The organism is Pseudomonas sp. Sample_20 (genome assembly GCF_004307585.1).
Lineage (GTDB): Bacteria > Pseudomonadota > Gammaproteobacteria > Pseudomonadales > Pseudomonadaceae > Aquipseudomonas > Aquipseudomonas atacamensis.
The window spans coordinates 1-19,779 of sequence record NZ_RCOA01000030.1; the positions used below are offsets into that span (position 1 = coordinate 1).

Annotated in this window: 15 protein-coding genes and 1 pseudogene; 8 read left to right on the forward strand and 8 right to left on the reverse strand. The window is 59.3% G+C overall.

Annotated elements, in window-relative coordinates:
- Positions 1-217: 217 nt before the first annotated feature.
- The gene (locus tag D8U70_RS07525; protein WP_130928576.1) at positions 218-1,387 is read left to right on the forward strand and encodes an ATP-binding protein; all 1,170 of its coding nucleotides are present in this window, start codon (positions 218-220) and stop codon (positions 1,385-1,387) included.
- 476 nt (positions 1,388-1,863) lie between these two features.
- Here D8U70_RS07525 and D8U70_RS07530 read toward each other — a convergent pair whose 3' ends face one another.
- The 4 genes from D8U70_RS07530 to D8U70_RS07545 form a co-directional block, all read right to left on the reverse strand.
- On the reverse strand, positions 1,864-2,241 hold the full coding sequence (locus D8U70_RS07530) for a hypothetical protein (protein WP_122706561.1): 378 nt from the start codon (positions 2,239-2,241) through the stop codon (positions 1,864-1,866).
- On the reverse strand, positions 2,229-2,684 hold the full coding sequence (locus D8U70_RS07535) for a hypothetical protein (protein WP_122706559.1): 456 nt from the start codon (positions 2,682-2,684) through the stop codon (positions 2,229-2,231). The genes D8U70_RS07530 and D8U70_RS07535 overlap by 13 nt, the downstream gene beginning before the upstream one ends.
- A gap of 297 nt (positions 2,685-2,981) precedes the next feature.
- Complete coding sequence (locus tag D8U70_RS07540; RefSeq protein ID WP_073473247.1) at positions 2,982-5,393, reverse strand: glucose/quinate/shikimate family membrane-bound PQQ-dependent dehydrogenase; 2,412 nt, start codon at positions 5,391-5,393, stop codon at positions 2,982-2,984.
- Between the two features lie 217 nt (positions 5,394-5,610).
- A complete protein-coding gene (locus D8U70_RS07545) occupies positions 5,611-6,972 on the reverse strand; it encodes a carbohydrate porin (RefSeq protein ID WP_130928577.1) in 1,362 nt (453 codons plus the stop codon).
- A 299-nt stretch (positions 6,973-7,271) separates the two neighbouring features.
- Between D8U70_RS07545 and D8U70_RS07550 the strand changes: the two genes are divergently transcribed.
- Positions 7,272-7,502: a VF530 family protein gene (locus tag D8U70_RS07550; protein ID WP_073473244.1), complete on the forward strand. Its 231-nt coding sequence runs from the start codon at positions 7,272-7,274 to the stop codon at positions 7,500-7,502.
- A 1-nt stretch (position 7,503) separates the two neighbouring features.
- The gene (locus D8U70_RS07555; RefSeq protein WP_122706553.1) at positions 7,504-8,142 is read left to right on the forward strand and encodes a Pr6Pr family membrane protein; all 639 of its coding nucleotides are present in this window, start codon (positions 7,504-7,506) and stop codon (positions 8,140-8,142) included.
- A gap of 9 nt (positions 8,143-8,151) precedes the next feature.
- On the opposite strand, the pseudogene D8U70_RS27945 reads toward D8U70_RS07555, so the two are convergent.
- From D8U70_RS27945 to D8U70_RS07570, 3 genes and pseudogenes are all read right to left on the reverse strand, one after another.
- Positions 8,152-8,238: pseudogene (locus D8U70_RS27945) on the reverse strand (metal ABC transporter ATP-binding protein); the annotation flags it as partial.
- A 24-nt stretch (positions 8,239-8,262) separates the two neighbouring features.
- Complete coding sequence (locus D8U70_RS07565; protein WP_130928578.1) at positions 8,263-9,048, reverse strand: siderophore-interacting protein; 786 nt, start codon at positions 9,046-9,048, stop codon at positions 8,263-8,265.
- Positions 9,045-9,620, reverse strand: a complete 576-nt coding sequence (locus D8U70_RS07570; protein WP_024014184.1) for a PadR family transcriptional regulator — start codon at positions 9,618-9,620, stop codon at positions 9,045-9,047. The genes D8U70_RS07565 and D8U70_RS07570 overlap by 4 nt, the downstream gene beginning before the upstream one ends.
- 495 nt (positions 9,621-10,115) lie before the next feature.
- Here D8U70_RS07570 and D8U70_RS07575 point away from each other — a divergent pair, with 495 nt between their 5' ends.
- The 5 genes from D8U70_RS07575 to D8U70_RS07595 all read left to right on the forward strand — a co-directional run bounded on the left by D8U70_RS07575 (position 10,116) and on the right by D8U70_RS07595 (position 15,930).
- Positions 10,116-10,607, forward strand: coding sequence for a CS1 type fimbrial major subunit (locus D8U70_RS07575; protein ID WP_130928579.1), 492 nt, complete (start codon positions 10,116-10,118; stop codon positions 10,605-10,607).
- 111 nt (positions 10,608-10,718) lie between these two features.
- Complete coding sequence (locus D8U70_RS07580) at positions 10,719-13,241, forward strand: CS1-pili formation C-terminal domain-containing protein (RefSeq protein WP_071173464.1); 2,523 nt, start codon at positions 10,719-10,721, stop codon at positions 13,239-13,241.
- A 119-nt stretch (positions 13,242-13,360) separates the two neighbouring features.
- Complete coding sequence (locus tag D8U70_RS07585) at positions 13,361-14,104, forward strand: pilus assembly protein (protein WP_071173463.1); 744 nt, start codon at positions 13,361-13,363, stop codon at positions 14,102-14,104.
- Between the two features lie 33 nt (positions 14,105-14,137).
- Positions 14,138-14,638: a CS1 type fimbrial major subunit gene (locus D8U70_RS07590; RefSeq protein WP_073473236.1), complete on the forward strand. Its 501-nt coding sequence runs from the start codon at positions 14,138-14,140 to the stop codon at positions 14,636-14,638.
- A 47-nt stretch (positions 14,639-14,685) separates the two neighbouring features.
- On the forward strand, positions 14,686-15,930 hold the full coding sequence (locus D8U70_RS07595; RefSeq protein ID WP_130928580.1) for a hypothetical protein: 1,245 nt from the start codon (positions 14,686-14,688) through the stop codon (positions 15,928-15,930).
- Positions 15,931-16,074: 144 nt separating this feature from the next.
- On the opposite strand, the gene D8U70_RS07600 is transcribed toward D8U70_RS07595, so the two are convergent.
- Positions 16,075-19,218, reverse strand: a complete 3,144-nt coding sequence (locus D8U70_RS07600) for a transglycosylase domain-containing protein (RefSeq protein ID WP_130928581.1) — start codon at positions 19,216-19,218, stop codon at positions 16,075-16,077.
- Positions 19,219-19,779: the final 561 nt, after the last annotated feature.

The following is a 19,779-nucleotide window of genomic DNA, read 5'->3' on the forward strand; positions in this document are numbered from 1 at the left end:
AGATGGGGCAGGGGTGGGGTGGTTTCAATGGGGCGGGTGTGTTTCTGCGTGTGTGTTCAGGTTTGCAAAGTTTTTGACCTTGTTAACCTTGGCGGCCTTTGGGCGGTGGCGAGATCCTTCAGGTGGGCACGGGTGCCTATTGGAATCTAACAATGTCTGTGCATAAATAGCAAAAAACGCTAGTGTTGGTTAGCTTTAACTATTAAATGGAGTTTTGATGGATCCCTATCGTAATCCGTTCGCCCCCGGGGCTGGTTTTCCACCACCGGAGCTTGCTGGCCGAGACCCTGTTCTCGAAATGGCTCGGATTTCCTGCGGCCGAGCAGTGAGGGGCAAACCTGCACGGTCGCTGATGCTCCTTGGCCTTCGTGGAGTCGGCAAGACGGTACTCCTGAATGAGATCGGCAATATCGCCAGACAAGAGGGGATGCTCGTTTCCCAGCTCGAAGCTCCGGAGAAAAATACACTTTCCACTCTTCTTTACCCTGAACTGCGACGCGTAATGCGTTCACTTTCGGGATTCGAAGGAGCAAAGCAAATTGCCAGCCGGGGTATGAGCGCCCTGCGCAATTTTGCCTCGATATTCAAAATCGATATCGGTGGCGTTGAGGTGGGCGTTGAGGGTGCTGAACCTGGGCTTGCTGATAGCGGCGATCTGCAACATGATCTTCCAGACCTGTTCGGTGTGATTGGCGAGGGCGCTAAAGCCGCTGGCAAGGGCTGGGTGCTGCTCATCGACGAGGTTCAGTACCTCTCGGAAGGCGATTTGTCGGCACTTATCGTTGCGATGCATCGAATGGCCCAGCGCGGGTTGCCTGTGGTTTTGGTTGGGGCAGGACTACCACAGGTTGCCAAATTGGCTGGTGAGGCGAAGTCCTATGCAGAGCGACTTTTCCTCTACCCGCCTGTAGGCGCGCTGGACGAAGAAGCAGCAAAACTTGCTGTTCGAAAACCCGTCGAGGAGGAGGAGCAGACGATCGAAGACGCTGCCCTCCAAGCGATTGTCGCGCGAACGAGGGGCTATCCGTTTTTTCTGCAGGAATGGGGTTCAACTTCATGGGATGTTGCTGCCGGCCCCATGATCACGCTCGCTGATGTCGAACGCGCTTATCCAGAGACTATCGCCGGACTCGATGCCGGCTTCTTCAAGGTTCGTTATGACCGGCTTACCAAAGCCGAGATCCAGTTTGTGATGGCGATGGCCACCTTTGGTGATGGGCCCTATCCTATGGCAGGTATCGCCAAGGTGATGGAGCGTGATCAATCATCGTTAGGCCCGGCCCGGGCCAATATCATTTCCAAAGGTATGATCTACAGCACCGACCATGGTTACCTTGATTTCACCGTTCCTCTTTTCGCGGAATACCTTCGCCGTCGTGGTGAATGAAAATCAGTGGTAGCGCCTTATGTAGTCAGCCGCCGAATTCTTTCCGAAAGTTCTGCCCCGCTTACCTGCCGGTACGCATGGATCAAGAGCATGGGCAGTACTCGATCTTGCGCTCATTGTGGAGCTGCCGAAGGCTGCGATCTTTTGATTTTGATTTTCTGTGGGAGCGAGCCTGCTCGCGAAGGCGGCCTGAATTTGACTGGGTTCCTTGAGTGAATGTAGGTTCTGACCAACGGTTGTATTGATGTCATATATAGCCCGATCAGGATATGAATTCGAGAAAGCTCATACCCGAGACGGTAATTTCACTATCGATTTTGATACGCAAGCTGATCATTACAAGATGTCTTTCCATGCGGTTGTTAATGATCCAGTCGCCGGCGACATAGACATTCTCGGGAGCTTTGACCTGCGTATGTAGTGAGATATCCTGCAGCCTCGATGTATTGCAACCCGTGGCAGACGTCGCTCCTCTATCAATACGCTCCGCTCGGAGTTTTCCTCGTGCCTGAGGTGTATTGGCAACTGACGATCCTTGACTCGCTGTATCGATACAAGGCGGCCAGTCTGGATTTTTCGCAAACATCCATGACCTGCTCAAATTGCTCGGCAGTTGCCTCGACGCGCCACTGTAGTGTTTGGCCTGTCTGACAATTGGATGCGCCAGGCGTGATGTTCATGGATTTCAATTCATTGAGCGCTGCACTGCAGTCTTTTGCCTGCTCTGCGTTATTGTCAGCCTGCGCAGGGAGCCAGGCACTGAGTGCGAATATGGCAGCCAGCAGGGCGATACGCAGTTTCGAATAAAGGCTCATACAGAAGGTCCCCACAACCAGCGTTGTCAGATCGGCCACGTCAGTCCCTGAACCACAAAGAATCCATTACAGGTGAGTTCCCGCGTGTCATTCGTGTGCTGTGCTTTGCCGGAAAATTTGTAATCTTTGAGGTCGTATCGGTACACGAAGTTACTGATTTGGGTGACCGCGATAATTGAAGAAGTTGTCGTTTCAAATTCGTAGGGACGAGGATCGGCTCGGTCTATGACAATCGTTTCTGAATAGCGCAAAGGGGAAGGATCCTGCGGGTAGCGAAGCGAGATGGAGATGATTCGCGCGCCCGACAAGCTGTCGTTGTGGCGGAAAGAAAAGTCGTATCCCCCTAACGCGTTGATGGAAATGGATGTGCTTGAAGTGCTGTAGCTGGTCAAGTCCAGATAATTACCGCTGATGGTGCCTTTGACATCAGTTTCAATAGAGCCGAACGCGAAGACGGCGTTGGGTACGTTTGGGTTTGCCATGAGAGCTGCCTCTGATCCGAATAGTGAAGAGGCAAGTCTGGGTAAAAGCGTGAAAGCTGTGAACTGTAATACCTGACAGTTTTTTATTCTTGTTCGCGATAATTATGCAGGCCCAGCGCATTTTCCGAACGCTACCGACCCGCCTGTCGGAAAACTCCGGCGCATTGATCAGCGTCTGCAGGACGAACCTGTTCACAACCGCTACCACAGGTTTATTCATTGCCTGCCAGGTTGCGCTCACAAAAAAAGGCGATGTCCCTCACGGAACATCGCCTTTTCATTACCGCCAGCTAACGCTTATTCCGGCAGTTTGTACGCAATGATGTAGTCACCCATCTTGGTGCCCAGCGAGCCGTGACCGCCGACAACGAGCAGCACGTATTGTTTGCCGTCCTTGCCGGTGTAGGTCATCGGAGTCGCTTGGCCGCCTGCAGGCAGACGCGATTTCCACAGTTCTTTACCGGTATTCACGTCATAGGCGCGCAGGTACTGGTCGAGGGTGCCGCTGAGGAAGCCGACGCCGCCGGCAGTGACCATCGAACCGCCCATGCTCGGTACGCCGAGGGTGAAGCCGATCGGGATTGGCGAGCTGTCGCGGCTGGTGCCGTTCTTGCGTTTCCACACGACTTTGCCGGTGGTCAGGTCGATACCGGCGACGTAGCCCCAGGCCGGGGCCTGGCACGGTACGCCCAGTGGCGACATGAACGGGTGCATGATCACCGCGTATGGCGCGCCAGTGTTTGGCTGCACGCCCGAGGTTTCGCTCTCGCGTTTGCTGCCGGCTTCGACTTGCTCGCGTGGGACCATTTTCGAGACGAAGGCCATGTAGTTCGGGCTGGTGAACAGCAGCTGGCGAACCGGATCGACCGAGACGCCGCCCCAGTTGAACACGCCGACGTTACCCGGATAGATCAGGCTGCCCTGTTCCGATGGCGGGGTGTACTGGCCCTCGTAACGCAGTTCCTTGAACTGGATGCGGCACAGCATCTGGTCGAACGGGCTCGCGCCCCACATGGCTTTTTCGGTCAGTTCCGGGGCCAGCAGGTTGAGGTCCGAACGGGCCTGGGTCGGTGCGGTGTGGTCGCCTTTCACGGCGCCTTGCGGTACCGGGATTTCCTTGATCGGAATGATCGGCGTGCCGTCACGACGGTCGAGGACGTACAGGCTGCCCTGTTTGGTCGGGGCGATCAGCGCAGGTTTCACGCCGTCGGCGGTTTTCATGTCGAGCAGGGTAGGCTGGCTGCCCACGTCCATGTCCCACAGGTCATGGTGGGTGAACTGGTAGTTCCAGCGCACTTTACCGGTGGCGAGGTCCAAGGCAACGAGGCCGGCGCTGAATTTTTCCGCGCCCGGGGTGCGGTTGCCGCCCCATTGGTCCGGGGTCTGGTTGCCCAGTGGCAGGTAGACCATGCCGAGTTTTTCATCGACGCTGGCCAGCGACCACATGTTCGCCGAGTTGCGGCTGTAGGTTTCGCCCGGGGCCAGAGGCTCGGTGGCGTCCGGCTTGTCGCTGTCCCAGTTCCACACCAGGTGACCGTCGCGCACGTCGAAGGCGCGGATCACGCCCGATGGCTCATTGGTCGATTCGTTGTCGGTAACGTGACCGCCCATGATCACCAGATCACGGGTAATCGCCGCTGGCGAGGTGGAGTAGTAGCCGCCAGCGGTGAACGGGCCGATGCCTTGGGTCAGGTCGACCACGCCGTTGGTGCCGAAGCCTTCGCAGATCTTGCCGGTGTCGGCGTTCAACGCAATCAGGCGGGCATCAGCGGTTGGCAGGTACAGACGACGCGGGCAGGCCTGAGCAACAGCCTGGCCGGCTTCGGAGATGACAGCGGAACCGGCGTTTTCAGACTTGGCATAGGCGGCTTCGTCGTAATACGACACGCCACGGCAGGTCATGTGGGCGAAGCCCTTGAAGCCGACCGGGCTCTTGATCTGTGGATCGAAGCGCCAGATTTCCTTGCCGGTGTCCGGGTCCAGTGCCAGCACTTTGCTGTGCGCGGTGCAGGCGTAGACCATGCCGTTGGCTTTGAGCGGGGTGTTTTCGTTGGTCAGCTCGACCGGGTCATCCGCAGTTGGCAGGTCGCCGGTCTGGATGCGCCAGGCTTCTTGCAGCTTGCCGACGTTTTCCGGGGTGATCTGCTTGAGCGGCGAGTAGCGGTCACCGAACTCGGTGCGACCGTAGGCTTGCCAGTCGCCATCCGGCATGGCCGGTGCGGTGCTGGTCATGTCCGCGCTGTCGCGGCCCAGTTCGCCGAAGGTCTCTCCCGGATGAGTGAAGAGGCTGGCCAGAGCGGTAACGCCGGCCAGGATCACAGCGACGGTCAGGCCGCCGGTGCCGATTTTCGCCGGGCCGTTGAGCAGCAGCGGACGACGGAACCATGGCAGCAGCATCACGAAACCGAGGACAAACCACAGCGCCAGACGCGGCACCAGTTGCCACCAGTCCAGACCGACTTCCCACAATGCCCACACGGTGCTGGCAAACAGCACGATGGCGTACAGGCCCAGCGCCGCGCGGCGACGCATCAGCAGCAGGATGCCGCTCAGAGCGATGCCGATACCGGCCAGCAGATAGTAAAGCGAGCCGCCGAGCATGCTCAGCTTGACTCCCCCGGCCAGCATGGCCAGGCCCATCAGTAGAAGCAGGATGCCGAGCAGGCCCGGTAGCAGACGGCCCCGACTCGAAGCACTTTCGGTGCTCATAGTGTGATTCTCCGTGACGTTTATGTAGTCCCGCGCTGTAGTCACTTTAGATGACGATTTGGCGCAGGCATGGTTCAGATAAAAACTTGTTCGGCTAACGAAATGCATTCCTGTGGGAGCGAGCTTGCTCGCGAAAGCGGTGTATCAGGCAACACTGCAGCGACTGACAGGCCGCCTTCGCGAGCAGGCTCGCTCCCACAGGGGTTAGCGGTGATCTTTAGAACGACGACTGGATCTTGATCCCGCCGATCAGGGCGTCGTCGACGTCGTTCACGCCACCGGGGTGGCGGATGTATTGCAGGTTCGGGCGTACGGTCAGCCAGTTGGTCACGTACACGCCGTAATACAGCTCGGCGCTGTATTCGGTGTCCTGCGGTGGCAGGAACGCCGGATTGTCGTAGTCGTAGACGGCGTTGGCGCGGTTGCTCGCCTCGGCGTTCTTGCGATAGGCCGGATTGACGTGTACACGAGCGAGGGCGAAACCGATGTCATCTTTGGCGCGGGCGTCGAACGGGCCTTTGTAGGTCAGGCCGGCCTGCACGTAGTTGTCGATGGCGTTGGTTTTCTTGTCGTGCATCGTCGCGTTGGCGAACAGGCTCAAACCACGCGAGTGGTCGCTGGCGATACTGGTCACCTGTTGCTGCACGCCCAGCCATACGCCGTGCTTGCTCGACGCACTGCGATAGGCTTCGCCGCTCAGCGCTGCCGGTTGGTCATTGCGGTCTTTATAGACGTCAGAGGCCTTGGCATTGCTGTAGTAATAACCGGCGCGGTATTCGCCCGGCAGACCGTTGAGCTTCGACGTCCACACCAGTTCGACCGGCAGGATCGCGCCCTGGGTGCCGCTGCCGCTGAGTTTGAAACCGTTGCCGCGATCGAGGTTCGACGGGTTCTGCTCGTAGGCGCCGACCTGCGCGTACAGCTCAGGCGTCAGGTGATATTTGACCCGCAGCGCCCACTGGCTGACCGGCCAGTTGTACCAGATGCCGCCGACCCAGTTGCCGACCTGCGAGCCGCAGAACGCGAGGTTCTGAAAGTCGCAAGGGAAGCTGTTGAAGTCTTCGCCTTCGCCGAAACGGCCGACCTTGATGTCGAGCTTCTGATCGAAGAATTTCTGCTGGTACCACATCTGCGTCAGGCGCGTGGTCTGGCCACGGCCCCAGACTTCCTGGGCGGAAGTGAAGCCGCCAACGCGCGGGTCGTTGATGCGGTCGTTGCTGATGTTGTTGCCGCTGCGCTTGGTGATGGTCAGCTGAAATTCAGCGTCGTTCCAACCGAGGATCTTTTGCAGATCCAGATGGGTGCCGAGGCCGAACTGGTCGCTGTAGCGGGCAGTGCGGTCGTGATCGTAACCGCCGTGCAGATTGCTGCCCATTTCGCCGGTGTAATCGAGTTTGAAGTCGTAGCCTTTTTCCGCAAGTTCTGTGCGCGTGCCGTTCCAGTCACCGAGCATGTACGGTGATTCACTGTCGAAGGCCGGCGCCGCGTGGGCACAGGTCGCCAAGCCAAGGGCGGTGCAGCCGCCAAGGGTGCGCAGGGCAGAGATAGCGCTGTCTCGGGAGAAGGAAAAGTCAGGCATGAAGAAGTCTTTTTTTGATGTTTTTCGAGTGCAGGCCGAGCGCTTCAGATTGTCGCAGGCAGTGAAGCGTTTCAGCGGAAGGGCGGCAGGATAATGATCTGTAACAAATTGAGAAAGCGCTTTTGCAGACATGCAGCGTTTCGGATTCGGTAACAGTGCGGCAAACGGGCGCATTGTGAGTCGCGCCACAGCCTGCGATCTTCCCGGGTTGGCCTACATTTGCAGGAAGGCCTTCCACCCGCTCTGCCCCTCGGCTAAGGTGCGCGGCTTCTGCATATCACTTCGCCCAAAGGCCCGGCATGAACGAACAATCCCCCGATCCGCTGCACGGCGTGACCCTCGAACAGATCCTCAATGCACTGGTCGCCCACTATGAGTGGTCGGGTCTGGCCGAGCGTATCGACATCCGTTGTTTCAAAAGCGATCCGAGCATCAAGTCGAGCCTGACCTTCCTGCGTAAAACCCCGTGGGCGCGGGAAAAGGTCGAACGCCTGTACGTGAAGCTGATGCGCACCAAGCGACCGCTCTGAGATGGACAGCGCGAGGCGCCGACGCCTGATCACCAGCCTGGCCGTGCTGGGCTGGGCAGGGCTGGCAATTCAGCTGTACCTGATTCTCTTCGCACGATTGAGCATCGGCGCCAGCCTGCTGGGCGGGCTGGTGAGTTTCTTCAGCTACTTCACCATATTGACCAACACCCTGGTGGCGACGGTGCTGACCTGCGCGGTCACCGAGCGCGAATCCGCCGCGCGGCGCTGGTTTCTGCAACCGTGGGTCAGCAGCGGGATCGCGGTGAGCATCGCCGTGGTCGGTCTGGCCTACAGCATCCTGCTGCGGCACTTGTGGCACCCCGAAGGCTGGCAGTTTGTTGCCGATGAGTTGCTCCACGACGTCATGCCATTGCTGTTTCTCGGCTATTGGTGGTGCTGCGTCCCCAAAGGCACGTTGCGCCTGAGGCACCTGCCGCTGTGGCTGATCTATCCGCTGGTGTATTTCATCTACGCCTTGCTGCGCGGGCATCTGCTCGGCGCTTATGCGTATCCGTTCATTGATGTGGCGGTGTTGGGTTATCCACAGGTGCTGGCGAATGCCGGGGGGATCTTGGTGGGTTTTGTGTTGGTGGGCCTGCTGATTATCGGCCTGGATCGTAGAAAGACCGCACGAAGTTGATATTCAATGTGGGAGCGAGCTTGCTCGCGAATGCGGTGTATCAGTTTGCACGGATGTTGACTGACACACCGCTTTCGCGAGCAAGCTCGCTCCCACAGGGGAATTGTGGTCAGAGGAAAATCACTCCTCGTCAGAGCCTTCCGCGCGCCAGTAGCCAACAGCCTTGATGAACTGCTCATCGAGCCCATGCTCATCGATCAGCACCCGGCGGATCTGCCGTGAGACCTTGGTTTCGGTCGCCACCCACGCGTACAGATTGCCCTTGGGCACCTGCAATTGCTTGACGGTAGCCAGCAGGTTGTCCTTGCCGCCTTCGCGCAGCACCCAGATCACATTGAACTGCGCCGCACTTTCCAGCACTTGCTGCTCGGCGCCGTTTTCCACTTCGATCACCACCAATGCCCGGCGATTTGCCGCCAGACCTTCGAGGCGGCGGGCGATGGCGGGGAGGGCGGTTTCGTCGCCGATCAGCAGATAGCTGTCGAAGATGTCCGGCACGATCATCGACCCGCGTGGCCCGCCGATATGCAGGAACTGCCCCGGTTGCGCCTGTTCCGCCCAGGTCGAGGCAGGGCCGTCGCCGTGCAGGACGAAATCGATGTCCAGCTCCATTTTTTCCAGGTCGTAACGACGTGGGGTGTAGTCGCGCATCTCGGGCATCGGCCCGTTGTCCTTGCCGGCGCCCAGTTGCATCGTCTCCAGCGCCGCCGCTTGTTCGGCGTTCTGCGGGAACAGCAGTTTGACGTGATCGTCCGTGCCCAGGCTGATGAACCCGGCCAGTTCCGGCCCGCCGAGGGTGATGCGGCGCATGCGTGGGGTCAGGTCGGTGACGCGCAGCACTTCAAGTTTGCGCCGTTTGATTTCGTGCATCACGCGGTGAATGGTTTGAGTATCGACTGCAGTCATTCGGCTTTCTCCGTGGCAGGTTGAACGGCAGGGCCGTCGACGATGGCTTTGGCGGTGTCGTTGAGCAGGTCACGCACGCGCAGGATTTCTTCGGCGCTCCAGCGCCCATGGTGCAGCTGCAAGGCATGGCGCAGGTTGTGCACCGCTTCGTGGATTTCCGCCGGACGATCATGGCCGCGCAGCGAACGCTTGCTGACGTCGATGCGCATGCGGACGCCGTCGAGCGCCACCGCTTGTTCACTTAAAGACAAACGACCGGCGTCGGTGACGCTGTAACGCTTTTTGCCGGCCTCGGCATCACCGGCGATCAGGTCGCTCTCTTCCAGAAAGGTCAGGGTCGGGTAGATCACCCCGGGGCTGGGGCTGTAGGCGCCGTCGAACATGCCTTCTATCTGGCGGATCAGGTCGTAACCGTGGCAGGGCTGCTCGGCGATCAGCGCCAGCAACAGCAATTTCAGGTCGCCGGGGGCAAAGACTCGCGGGCCGCGGCCGCCGCGTTCGCGACCGGGGCGCTTCTCGAAGCCGTCGCGGCCATCGCCATGCTCGCGGTGGGGGGAATGATGGTCTCTCATTTCGCTTCTCTCTCGTCGTATTTAGATACAACTTAAGATATATCTTAAGCGCTGTGCAAGACGTTTTTAGCCTCTGGCGACGCTCGACGGACGAGCGGTCAGCGTGAAAAAAGCCACAAAACTCTTTCCGATCAAAAATAAAAAGGCGTGACCTTAAAGTTAAAGTTATCGCTCTAGTTGAGCTTGAGTATATATTCTAATTTCTCGCAAGTTGCCGCGTTAAAGCGGCTAAGTTGCTGTATGGTTTTTTCCCTGTAACTGTGTGTAGGGCGCAACTTACAGCGAATGTTGCAAGTATCTGTTTTTTGTTCTTTTTTCTGGCGGGGTGTGGGGTTGTTTAACTACGAGTTTGTCGGAAGTTGCCTGCTTACATTCCAGAGGCAACAGTCGATGATGCCCGGCATTGAAAGTTCAAGTTGCTTCAGCGGTCGACGAGCAAAAGGTTTATGAACTTTCAATGACACCCCCTTATATAAAGCAAACAGGTACTGAACGATGTTCAAGAAATTCGCAATCGCTGCTCCACTGGCTCTTCTGGCAATGTCCTCCACTGCCTTCGCTGCGGGCGAGGCGTCGCACACCATCAGTCTTGTCGCCACAGTGCCAACCACCAGCTTCTTTGTGGTGCCGGTCGACCCTGATCTGGTCAACAAGGACCAGGACATGAGCTACAACCCTGCCACCGGCAAGATGACCGAGGTTAAAGGTTACTTCGACGTACGTAACACTGACGGCTCCGTTCACGCCAGCCTCAATGGCATCCCTATGCTGCAATCGGGTGTCGATCAGATTGCCCTGGACGTTGAATTCAACGGCAAGGTTCTTACCCAAGTGCCACAAATGGTTGTGGGTGAGGATGAATCCGACAGTACCTACCGCGCATTGCTGAAAATCGCTCCGCGTGCCAGTTCCACATACGCGCCGGGTGATTACACCGGAACGATTGCAATGGTTTTCGATGCGGTACCTCCGGTCGGTTCGCGCTGATCGCGTGATCGCCTGCTAGACGCCCACCTTCACCGTGGGTTTGACCGGCGGGGCAAACATCCGTGTTTGCCCCGACGGACTTTCATTGTCTGAAAATCAGAGTACGAGTTCATGTTCCCGATGACACCCATCGCGGCTGCGCTTGCGCTGTTGTTCTGTGCCAGCGCAGTCATGGCTTCCGACGCCACCGGTACCACGCCACGCAGTTTGCTGGCGCAGGCCAAAGGCTTGCCGGCGGATTTCGAGGAGCATTTCTTTGATGTACCGCTGGCGGTGCGGGTCGAAGTCGATCAGCAGCCGCTGGGCGAAGCCATGGTGGTGCTGTCGCGAGATGACCGCATCACGCTTCTCGAATTCACCGATACCAGCGAAAACCGCTTTGGCCCGGCCGAGCGGGAAAAGTGGGCGAGCTACCTCAAACCCGGTGTGCCTCTGGGCGCGTGCCGTGGTTCGTGTCCCGATCAGTTTCTGGCGGTGCACTACAACCTGCAAAGTTCGCTGGTTTCGATCCTCACTGAAAATGCCGAGCGCGATGTTCAGGCCAAGCGTTATTACGAGCAACCCGACGGCGGCAGTCGTGGCCTGATGGTGCGCAATCAACTCAATCTCAATGGCGGCCAGGATCAGGATCTGGGTGGGCGCTTCGGCCTGGAAGCCAGTTCCAGTCTGGGCAACTGGAGCCAGACCCTCAACCTGCAAATGGCCCGGCTCGGCGGTCCTGACACCAAGCTGTATCACGCCGTGCATGAACTGCACACCCAGCGCGAACTGCAAGGCAGTTTCTTTCGCCTGGGCTATTTCACCCCCAATTCCGAAGGGCTGATGCGTCAGCCGCGCACGTTCGGCACCAGCCCCGACACCGCTGTAGGCCTCATGTATGGCAGCTCCGACAGCCTGGCGATCAACACGCCGATGCCGAGCGTGTATCCGATCTACGTGACCGCCAATCGTCAGGGGGCGGTGGAAATCTGGCGCAACGGTTTGCTGATCAACACGCAATCGGTGCCCGCCGGTCTGCAGTCGCTCGATACGCGGCCGCTGCCGGGTGGCATTTACGAGGTGGAGGTTCGCCTGATCGAGGACGGCCAGATCACCTCCACCACGCAGGAACTGGTCTACAAGCCGAGCAACTGGCGCAACCTCGACGAGCGCTGGCGCTACAACGTATTTGCCGGCGAAGAAAGCAAACTGTTGAGTAACTGGGACAAGCAAAGCAGTGGCAGCCCGACCGCCGGTGCATCGCTCAACTATCTGTTGCATCCGCGGGTGATTCTCGGCGCCTCGGCGCGGCAGATTCGCGAAAAGCTGCAGTACGGCACATCCATCGACTGGACGCTGGCCAACCACCTCAGCCTGTATGCCAATGTCTACAAGACCGAGGATTACGGCACCGGTCTGGATCTGCAAAGCCTTTACAACTATGGCGCGGGCAGTCTGGTGATCAGCCACAACCGCAGCTGGCTCGACACCACCAACACCTACGAAACGCTGCCCGACGGCACTCGCGTTCGTCCGCGTAACGTGTTCGTCGGCCAGACCAGCAATTCATCGCTGGCGCTCAATCATCGGGTGAGCAGCAAGAGTTCGGTCAATGCACGGGTTTCGCACAGCGAAGGCAATGTCGAAGGCGTAGGCCTGGATCTGGGCTGGACCCAGCGCACTGTGCTGCTGGGCAGTGATGCCAGTTGGCGCCTGTCGGTCTTTGATCGTCCGGGCAGTTTCAGCAGCGGCGATGCGCGCAACCGCGGGATCGATCTGAGCATCAATCTGGCGCTCGGCGCGCCCGGTCAACAGCTCACCGGCAGCATCGGCTCACGCACCGCCCGTGATGGCAAACGCGACAACAACGCCTCGCTCGGCTGGCGCAAGGATTTCAAGGATCACGTGCTGCAAAGCGTCTCGGTCACGGCGCTGACCGATACCTACGGCCTGGGCATGTCGAGCCTGGCCAATTTCCGCACCGATGCGGTCAACGGCGATGGCTTTATTCAACGCTCGTCCTACAACGGCAATTTCACCGGCGGCCTCAACCTCGACAGCACGCTGGTCGTCGGTGGCGCGCAGATGCTCATGACCAATCACAGCGAAGTGCGCGGCGCCGGGATGATCGTCGATGTCGAATCGGACATCGACGACATCGTTCTGCGCGCGGACGACTATAGCGGGAGCAGCGCTGCCTTGAAGCCGGGGCGCAATTTCATCCCGATCACGGCCTATCAGAACAGCTCCGTGAGCTTCGACTTCGAGGGCAATAACGTGCCCGCAGCGACCATCGAGCCGGCGCGCACTCGCTATCACCTGAACAAGGGCGGGGTGGAGTACCGCAAGATCCGTGTGATGAAAACCCTGACAGTGCTCGGTCGCCTGATCGATGAAGCAGGGCAGCCGCTCAAGGGCCATCATGTGATCAACCATGCCAGCCGTGGTGTCACCGAGGTCGACGGGTTCTTTTCAATGGAGATGAACGCCGGTTCGCCGACCCTCGAAATCCGTCGCGATAATCGCTTGCTGTGTCAGTTCCGCCTCGATGCCAACCAGTACCGCAGTGAAAACAACGTCCTGATGATAGGCGATCTGCGCTGCACGCCAGACACCGTGGCCGACGTCGGTATCACCGCGCAGAAGGCGGGCTGAACCGATGACCGAGTCCACATTCGGGCGACACGCGCAGCGGCAATATCAGCGTTATCCGGGAAGCCGACGCATGAACGTGCGCGCCGGTGCCTTGTTCCTTTTTTCATGGAGTTGAAGTGATGAACCGTGGTTTTTTGCTGGGCGTGCTCAGCGTGTTTTGCCTGACGGCGCAGGCCGGGCCACAGATCAATGTCGGTACGGTGTACGACTATATGGATGGCGACAAGAGCACCTATCTGAAACGGGTGTTCAACAGCGGCGATGCCACCGCGTTCGTCAAGGTAAACGTTCTGGAGATTGTCTACGACGCCGACGGCACGCCGAAGGAAATCCCGGTTGAGAACGCTGCCGACGGCGCTTCGCGCAACGGCCTGATGGCCAGCCCGGCGCGGCTGATCGTCCCGGCCGAGGGCATGCAGGGCACCCGCTTGCTGTACATGGGCGAACGCGATCGCGAGCGTTACTTCCGCGTGCGATTCGTGCCGGTGGTGCCGGAAAAGGAAGACGAGTTCGCTGTCAGCCAGGAAGAACGGGAAGACTACAAAAAGGCACTGACGGCCGGGGTCAACGTGATGACCGGTTTCGGCACGGTGTTCTTCGTACGGCCCAGGGAAACGCGGTTCGCCACGACGATCAATGAAACCGAAAGCCGCTACGAACTGCGCAATGACGGCAACACCGTGGTGATTGTCGACGAGTTCAGAAACTGCTCGTTGAGCGACGAAACCGACTGCGGTGTGACCACCAAACACCATGTGCTGGCGGGCAAGACGTTCGCTTTCGACAAGGAGAAGGGCCGTGGGTACCGCTTCTTCCTGATCGAAGGCAGCGAGAAGAAGAACCTGACGGTCAGCAGCCGCTAGGTCTGCTTTTCATTGACGCAACGGGTAACCAACATGATCAAGCAATGCTCCGTCGTCGCGCTGATAGCCGCGGCGGCTCTGGCCAGCGATGCGGCCTGGGCGGCTCGGGAAGCACACACGTTCGAAGTGACAGTGGAAGTGCCGAACCGATCGTTCTACATCATTCCCGCGGTGCCGGACTGGATTCACCGACCGCAGCGGCTCGACTGGAATCACTCGACCTCAAGCCTGAGCAGTGTGCGCAAATACTTTGATGTGCGTCACGACACCAGTGCGATTGAAGCGCGGCTGGAATCCGCACCCTACCTTTCGAACGGTCGGCCGGCAGACGATATCAGTCTGCGCGTGACCTTTAACAAGGTGGAGCTGAGCGCCGAGATGGCGCCGCGCGAGGTGGTGTCGCAGGCCGAGGCCGCTGCGGGGACACGGGTGCTGTTGCAGATCGACCCGATCAGCCCGGAGGGCGGCTACCGCCCCGGGGATTACGCCGGCAACGTGCTGTTGCTGTTCAGTGCCCGAGCGCCTGGCGAGTGAGATGGCTCGCGCAATGCTGGTATCGAAGTATTTTCTGGAGACCACCCATGATTTTTTCTAGCGCCCCGGGCATCCGCCCATGGATCGGATTGCTGTTGACGTTGTTCAGCGCTGCGGCAGTGGCCGAAGTGCACAACATTGATGCCACCTTCGAGCCGGACTTTGCCAATCCGCAAAAAAATCAGTTCAAGAATCAGACACCATCCGAGGGTTTCTGCCGTCAAGCAGCGGAAACGTGCGCGAATTTGGGCCTGTTCAGCCTGGTCGCGCGCATCCCGTTCGCCGCCAATGCACCGATTCAGGCCAACCACGCCGATCCGCGCCAGGGTGGCATGGCCAAAGTGCCGTCCGACTGGAGGACTGTTTCGGTGGCCAACGCTGCCGGTGACAGCCACATTGTCGAGGTGAGAATTGCCGGTATTGGTCACGAGGCGGCCTTCCCGTTGTCGGTCGCCGAGTTGACCGGAGGCGGCAGGTGGGATGACTTATGGGAAGGCGGCGGCTGGGTCTACGCTCCGCCACCGTGTCTGGGTGTCGGTGTCTTTACAGCGGGACAGCATGGTTACAACAGTTTCTGGAGAGTTCCGGAAGGGGCGGGAGTCTGCGCCAAGAAAGCTCTGTTCGATATCCCGCTTGGCATGAACTATCAGTATTTCGTCTACGCCTACGAACTGCGCACGCCGGATCCGCTGAAAATGGATGCTGGCGACTACACCGGTGCCATTACCTACACCGTCGGCCCGAACATGGATTTCGACATGGGCGATGTGATGATCCCGAACGACTCGATTCTGACCCTCAATTTCAATCTGAGGGTTACGCACACCATGAAGGTCGATATTCCTCCCGGCGGCAACCGCGTGGCGCTGCAACCGGTGGGCGGTTGGCAGTCGTGGCTGAACGAGGGCCGCAAGCCGACCCGACTGATGCGTGACCAGACGTTCAATATCTCGGCCTCGAGCCGCTTCAAGATGAACATCGAGTGCCAGTACGTCTCCGGCAACAACTGCGGGTTATGGGAGTCGAGCGCCGGCCATATGGCACCACTGGAAGTCAGCGTCAGCCTGCCCAACGGGCTGACCGATGGCGCCGGACAAGCGGTCAATCGCCGGCGATTGCTGCGCGATGGCACGGGCACCGAGTTGTTTCAGCCAAGCTTTTATCTGGATCGCAAGGTGGGCACGCTGCATTTCGAAGTAGCCCGCGATGCGGTGGATGGAATGCTCAAGGACGGATATGCGCGCAGCTATTCGGGTAATGTCACGGTGATCTGGGATTCGGAGGTAGGTTAAGCGCGATTCCGGTCAAGCAGCCCATGCCAGTCTGGCTGCGTTCAGACACTCGATCGGGCCCCAGCGTCTTGCGCGGCTGCACGGGGCCAGCCTGGCACGACTCCTCGCGGTCTCTGCGACAGAAGCAAGAGCAGCAATGCGATGTCATCCGGACAGGATTGCCAACTGCGCCGGGCCGGTGGTAACCACGGGTGAATTTTTTGCCGGACGACATTGCGAGTCACTGCCCGGTTGCAGATACGGCGTGAGAATCGGCGCCATGCCCTTGAGCACCTGCGTGGGCAGGGCCGAGGTGAACTTGAAGTTCTCTGCCGAGCGCCCCGGAACGAACGCGGTGAGGGTGCCGAAATGGTGGTCGCCAATGTAGAACACGAAGGTCGCCGTGCGGTTGATCGACTTCGAACTGATGATCCTCCCGCCGGAGCCGATCGCCGCAATGCGGTTGTCGCCGGTGCCGGTCTTGCCACCCATGGCCAGCGGCGTGCCGTCGGGCAATTTGAAACTGCCCGACAACCGTTTGGCGGTACCGGCATCGACCACTTGCGACAACGCCTCGCGCATGGCTCTGGCCACCTCCACCGGCATCACTCGTTTACCCACGTGCGGATCGTTGACCAGTCTGGTTTCGTACGGCGTATCGGCGGCGAAATGCAGGCTGTCGATGCGCAGCGTCGGCATGCGTACGCCGTCGTTGAGGATGGTGCCGATCAGCTCGGCGAGCGCGGCGGGACGGTCGCCGGAACTGCCGATGGCGGTGGCCAGTGACGGCACCAGGTGATCGAACGGGTAGCCGACTTTCTGCCAGCGCTGATGAATGTCGAGGAACGCTTCGATCTCGAGCATGGTGCGAATGCGGCTGTCGCGCGCGCCTTTGTGCCGGCTCTTGAACAGCCAGCTGTAGACTTCCTGACGTTCGAAGTGGCTGGCCTTGACGATCTCGCTGAGGGTCGCTTCCGGGTGATGCAGCAGATAACCCATCATCCACAGATCCAGCGGATGGACCTTGGCGATGAAGCCCTGATCAGGCAAATCGTAACTGCCGGGGCCATAGGAATCGTAGAGGCGGATCAGGCGGTCATCGGTGAGTTTCTCCTTGAGTTTGGCGCCTTTGAGGTGGGCGCGAACAAAGCTGTTGAAGTCTTCCTGGCTGGCATCCGGCAACAGATATCGGTGCACCGCCGCCATGCGAATCGGCGTCGGGCGGATGCTGTCGAGGAAGGTTTCCAGGCGCGCCTGGGTGTCCTTGTTCTTGTACTTCTTCCAGAACTTGAGCAGGAACGAGGTGCCTTCGCGGTCGGCGAAACTGGCCAGATATTCCTGACGGCGCGGGTCGCGATCATCCTTGAGCAATTCGCCGTTGGGGCCTGAGTAGGTGGTGTAACGGACGATGTCGCGCATCAGGCGAATGAACGGCAGGTTGATCGACTCGCGCAGCGAATCGCGCAGGGTCGGCAGGCGACCGTTGTCCTCTTTGCGGAAGTTGTTGAATCTGTGCAGGCCGCCGCCGGTGAAAAACGCCTCGCCGGGGCTGGCCGAATATTTGCGATCCAGCGCGGCGCCGAGCAGCTTCGACAGATCGTGATCCTTGTTCTGGATCAGGTAGTCGATGACCCAGCGGCTGAGGCGGTCCTGATCGGGCACTTCGACTTTTTTCAATTCCGGCCCGCTCATCGCGCCGTATTTGTCGTGCAGCTCGGCGACGATTTGCAGGTACGTGGTCAGCACACGCATTTTCGCCGTGGAGCCGAGTTCGAGCTTGCTGCCTTCGTTGATGTCGAACGGCTGATCGGTGCTGTCGGTCTGCACGCGTACGCGCGAGCCGTCCGGGGTCAGTTCGAACAGGGTGAAGCTGTAGCGTACTTGCGTGGTGCTGGTCGGCGTCAGCAGGCGTTCGCCGAGCAGGCCGATTTCGGCAGCGTAGACCGGATCGGCGAGTTTTTTCAGATAAGCCGTGGCCTGCGTTTGCAGGTCGCCCTGCAGGGTGCTGGTGGCTGACAGGTCGAGACGATCGAGGTCGTAAAGCGGCCGGTTGAGCATGCTCGCCAGGCGGCTGCGGGCAACGCTGATGCCCTTGTTGGTTTCAATCGGCTGCATCGTTGGCTGGGTCTGCCAGTCGCGGTATGACACGGTGCTTGCCAGCGCGGCGTCGGCCAGAGCGCTGTCGATCACGCCGTTCTGCTTGAGCAGGCGCAGGTGGCTGTCGGTGAGGCTGGCCAATTCGTCGCGGCCCTTGGTCAGGTAATGCGAAGGACGGCGCTGGGCAATCATCAGCGAGAGCATTTCACGCAGGGCGAGGCCTTTGGCGGCCATGGTCTGCGGATCGGTCTTCGGGCTGTTCAGTTGCTGGTTGGCCTTGTTGAAATCACTGCCGTACCAGACTCGCAAACCTTCGGCCATGCCGTGCACTTCACCGTGGCCGGGCACCGCCGAGAGCGGCACGCTGTTGAGGTAGTCGCGCACGATGTTCTGCCGCGAACCGAGGGTCTGCGGGCCATCCTGATAGGCGCGCACGCTGGCGGAAATCATCTGGCGGATCTTCTCCGCGCCCGATACGGTCAGGCCATCGGGCGAGTGGCGATACTTTTCCAGTTGCGTCGCCAGGGTGCTGCCGCCGGCCGACTGCCCGGGCAGATGCAGCAACTTCGCCACTTGCGACCACGCCGCCATGCCGAAGCGCGGCCAGTCCACGGCCGGGTTGGCCAGCGGTTGTTTCGGGTCGAGAAGAAAGCGGTTTTCGATGAACAGCAGGCTGCTGACCACCACCGGCGGAATCGCCGCGAAGTCGGCATACAGTTGCTGCGGATAGTTGTATCGATACAGCGGCGCGCCTCGGCAATCGGTGATCGACAGCCCGGCCTGAATCTTTTCCGAATACGGCACGAACAGGCCTTTGTCGGTGTAACCGAGCAGGGCGGGGGAGAAGCGTGTCTGCTCGGTGATCACATAGTTGCGCTTGAGCAGACGCGGCAGGAATTCGTCCAGAGAGCTGTAACCCAGGCGCAGATCGAACGGCCCGTTGCCCGGATAACGAATCGCTTCGCTGGGGCCGGGTTCAAGTTTGTAGGTCAGCGAAGCGGCGTACTGGCTCAGCTCCCGCGCCTGAAAGCGCGAAGTGCGCATTTCCTTGGACGCGGCGAGTCCCACCACCACCGCAATGATCAAAAACAGCAACCAGAAAGCCTTCCACCCGTGCCGGTTGCGACGGGGTTTTTCAGGGACAGGCGCTTCATTCACACTTTCAGTCTGAACCACGGTTTTACTCGAATCGGTTTGCCACAAAGCGCCCATAGTCGACTGATCCATTCACGCAGATTGATCGGACTTGTCTGAAGCTTAGACGGTGGTTGAAGCCGGTGAAAAAAATGTGAAGAGCGGAGCCGGCGGTTTATCTGAATAAAACTGGAACGAACACAGTGGCGAGGGGATTCATCCCCGCTGGACTGCGAAGCAGCCCCAAAACCTGCCTCCGCAGTTTCTACAGGCCCACCGTGTGTGAGGAAGTTGCGCCTGCTGCGCAGCCGAGCGGGGATAAATCCCCTCACCACAAAGATGCTGTTCACATCTCCATGATGTGTCTGTGTGAGCAATGGACTCCCTGTGGCTAGCAGACTTATCAGTCATGCAGGAACTCCCTGTGGCGAGGGGATTCATCCCCGTTGGGCTGCGAAGCAGCCCCAAAACCTGCCACCACAGTTTCTACAGGCACACCGCATGTGAGCAGTTGCGCCTGCTTCGCAGCCGAGCGGGGATAAATCCCCTCATCACAAAGAGGCTGTTCACATCCCGGGATATGTCTGTGTAAGGAAAAGATTCCTGTGGCTAGCAGATTTATCAGTCATGCAGGGATTC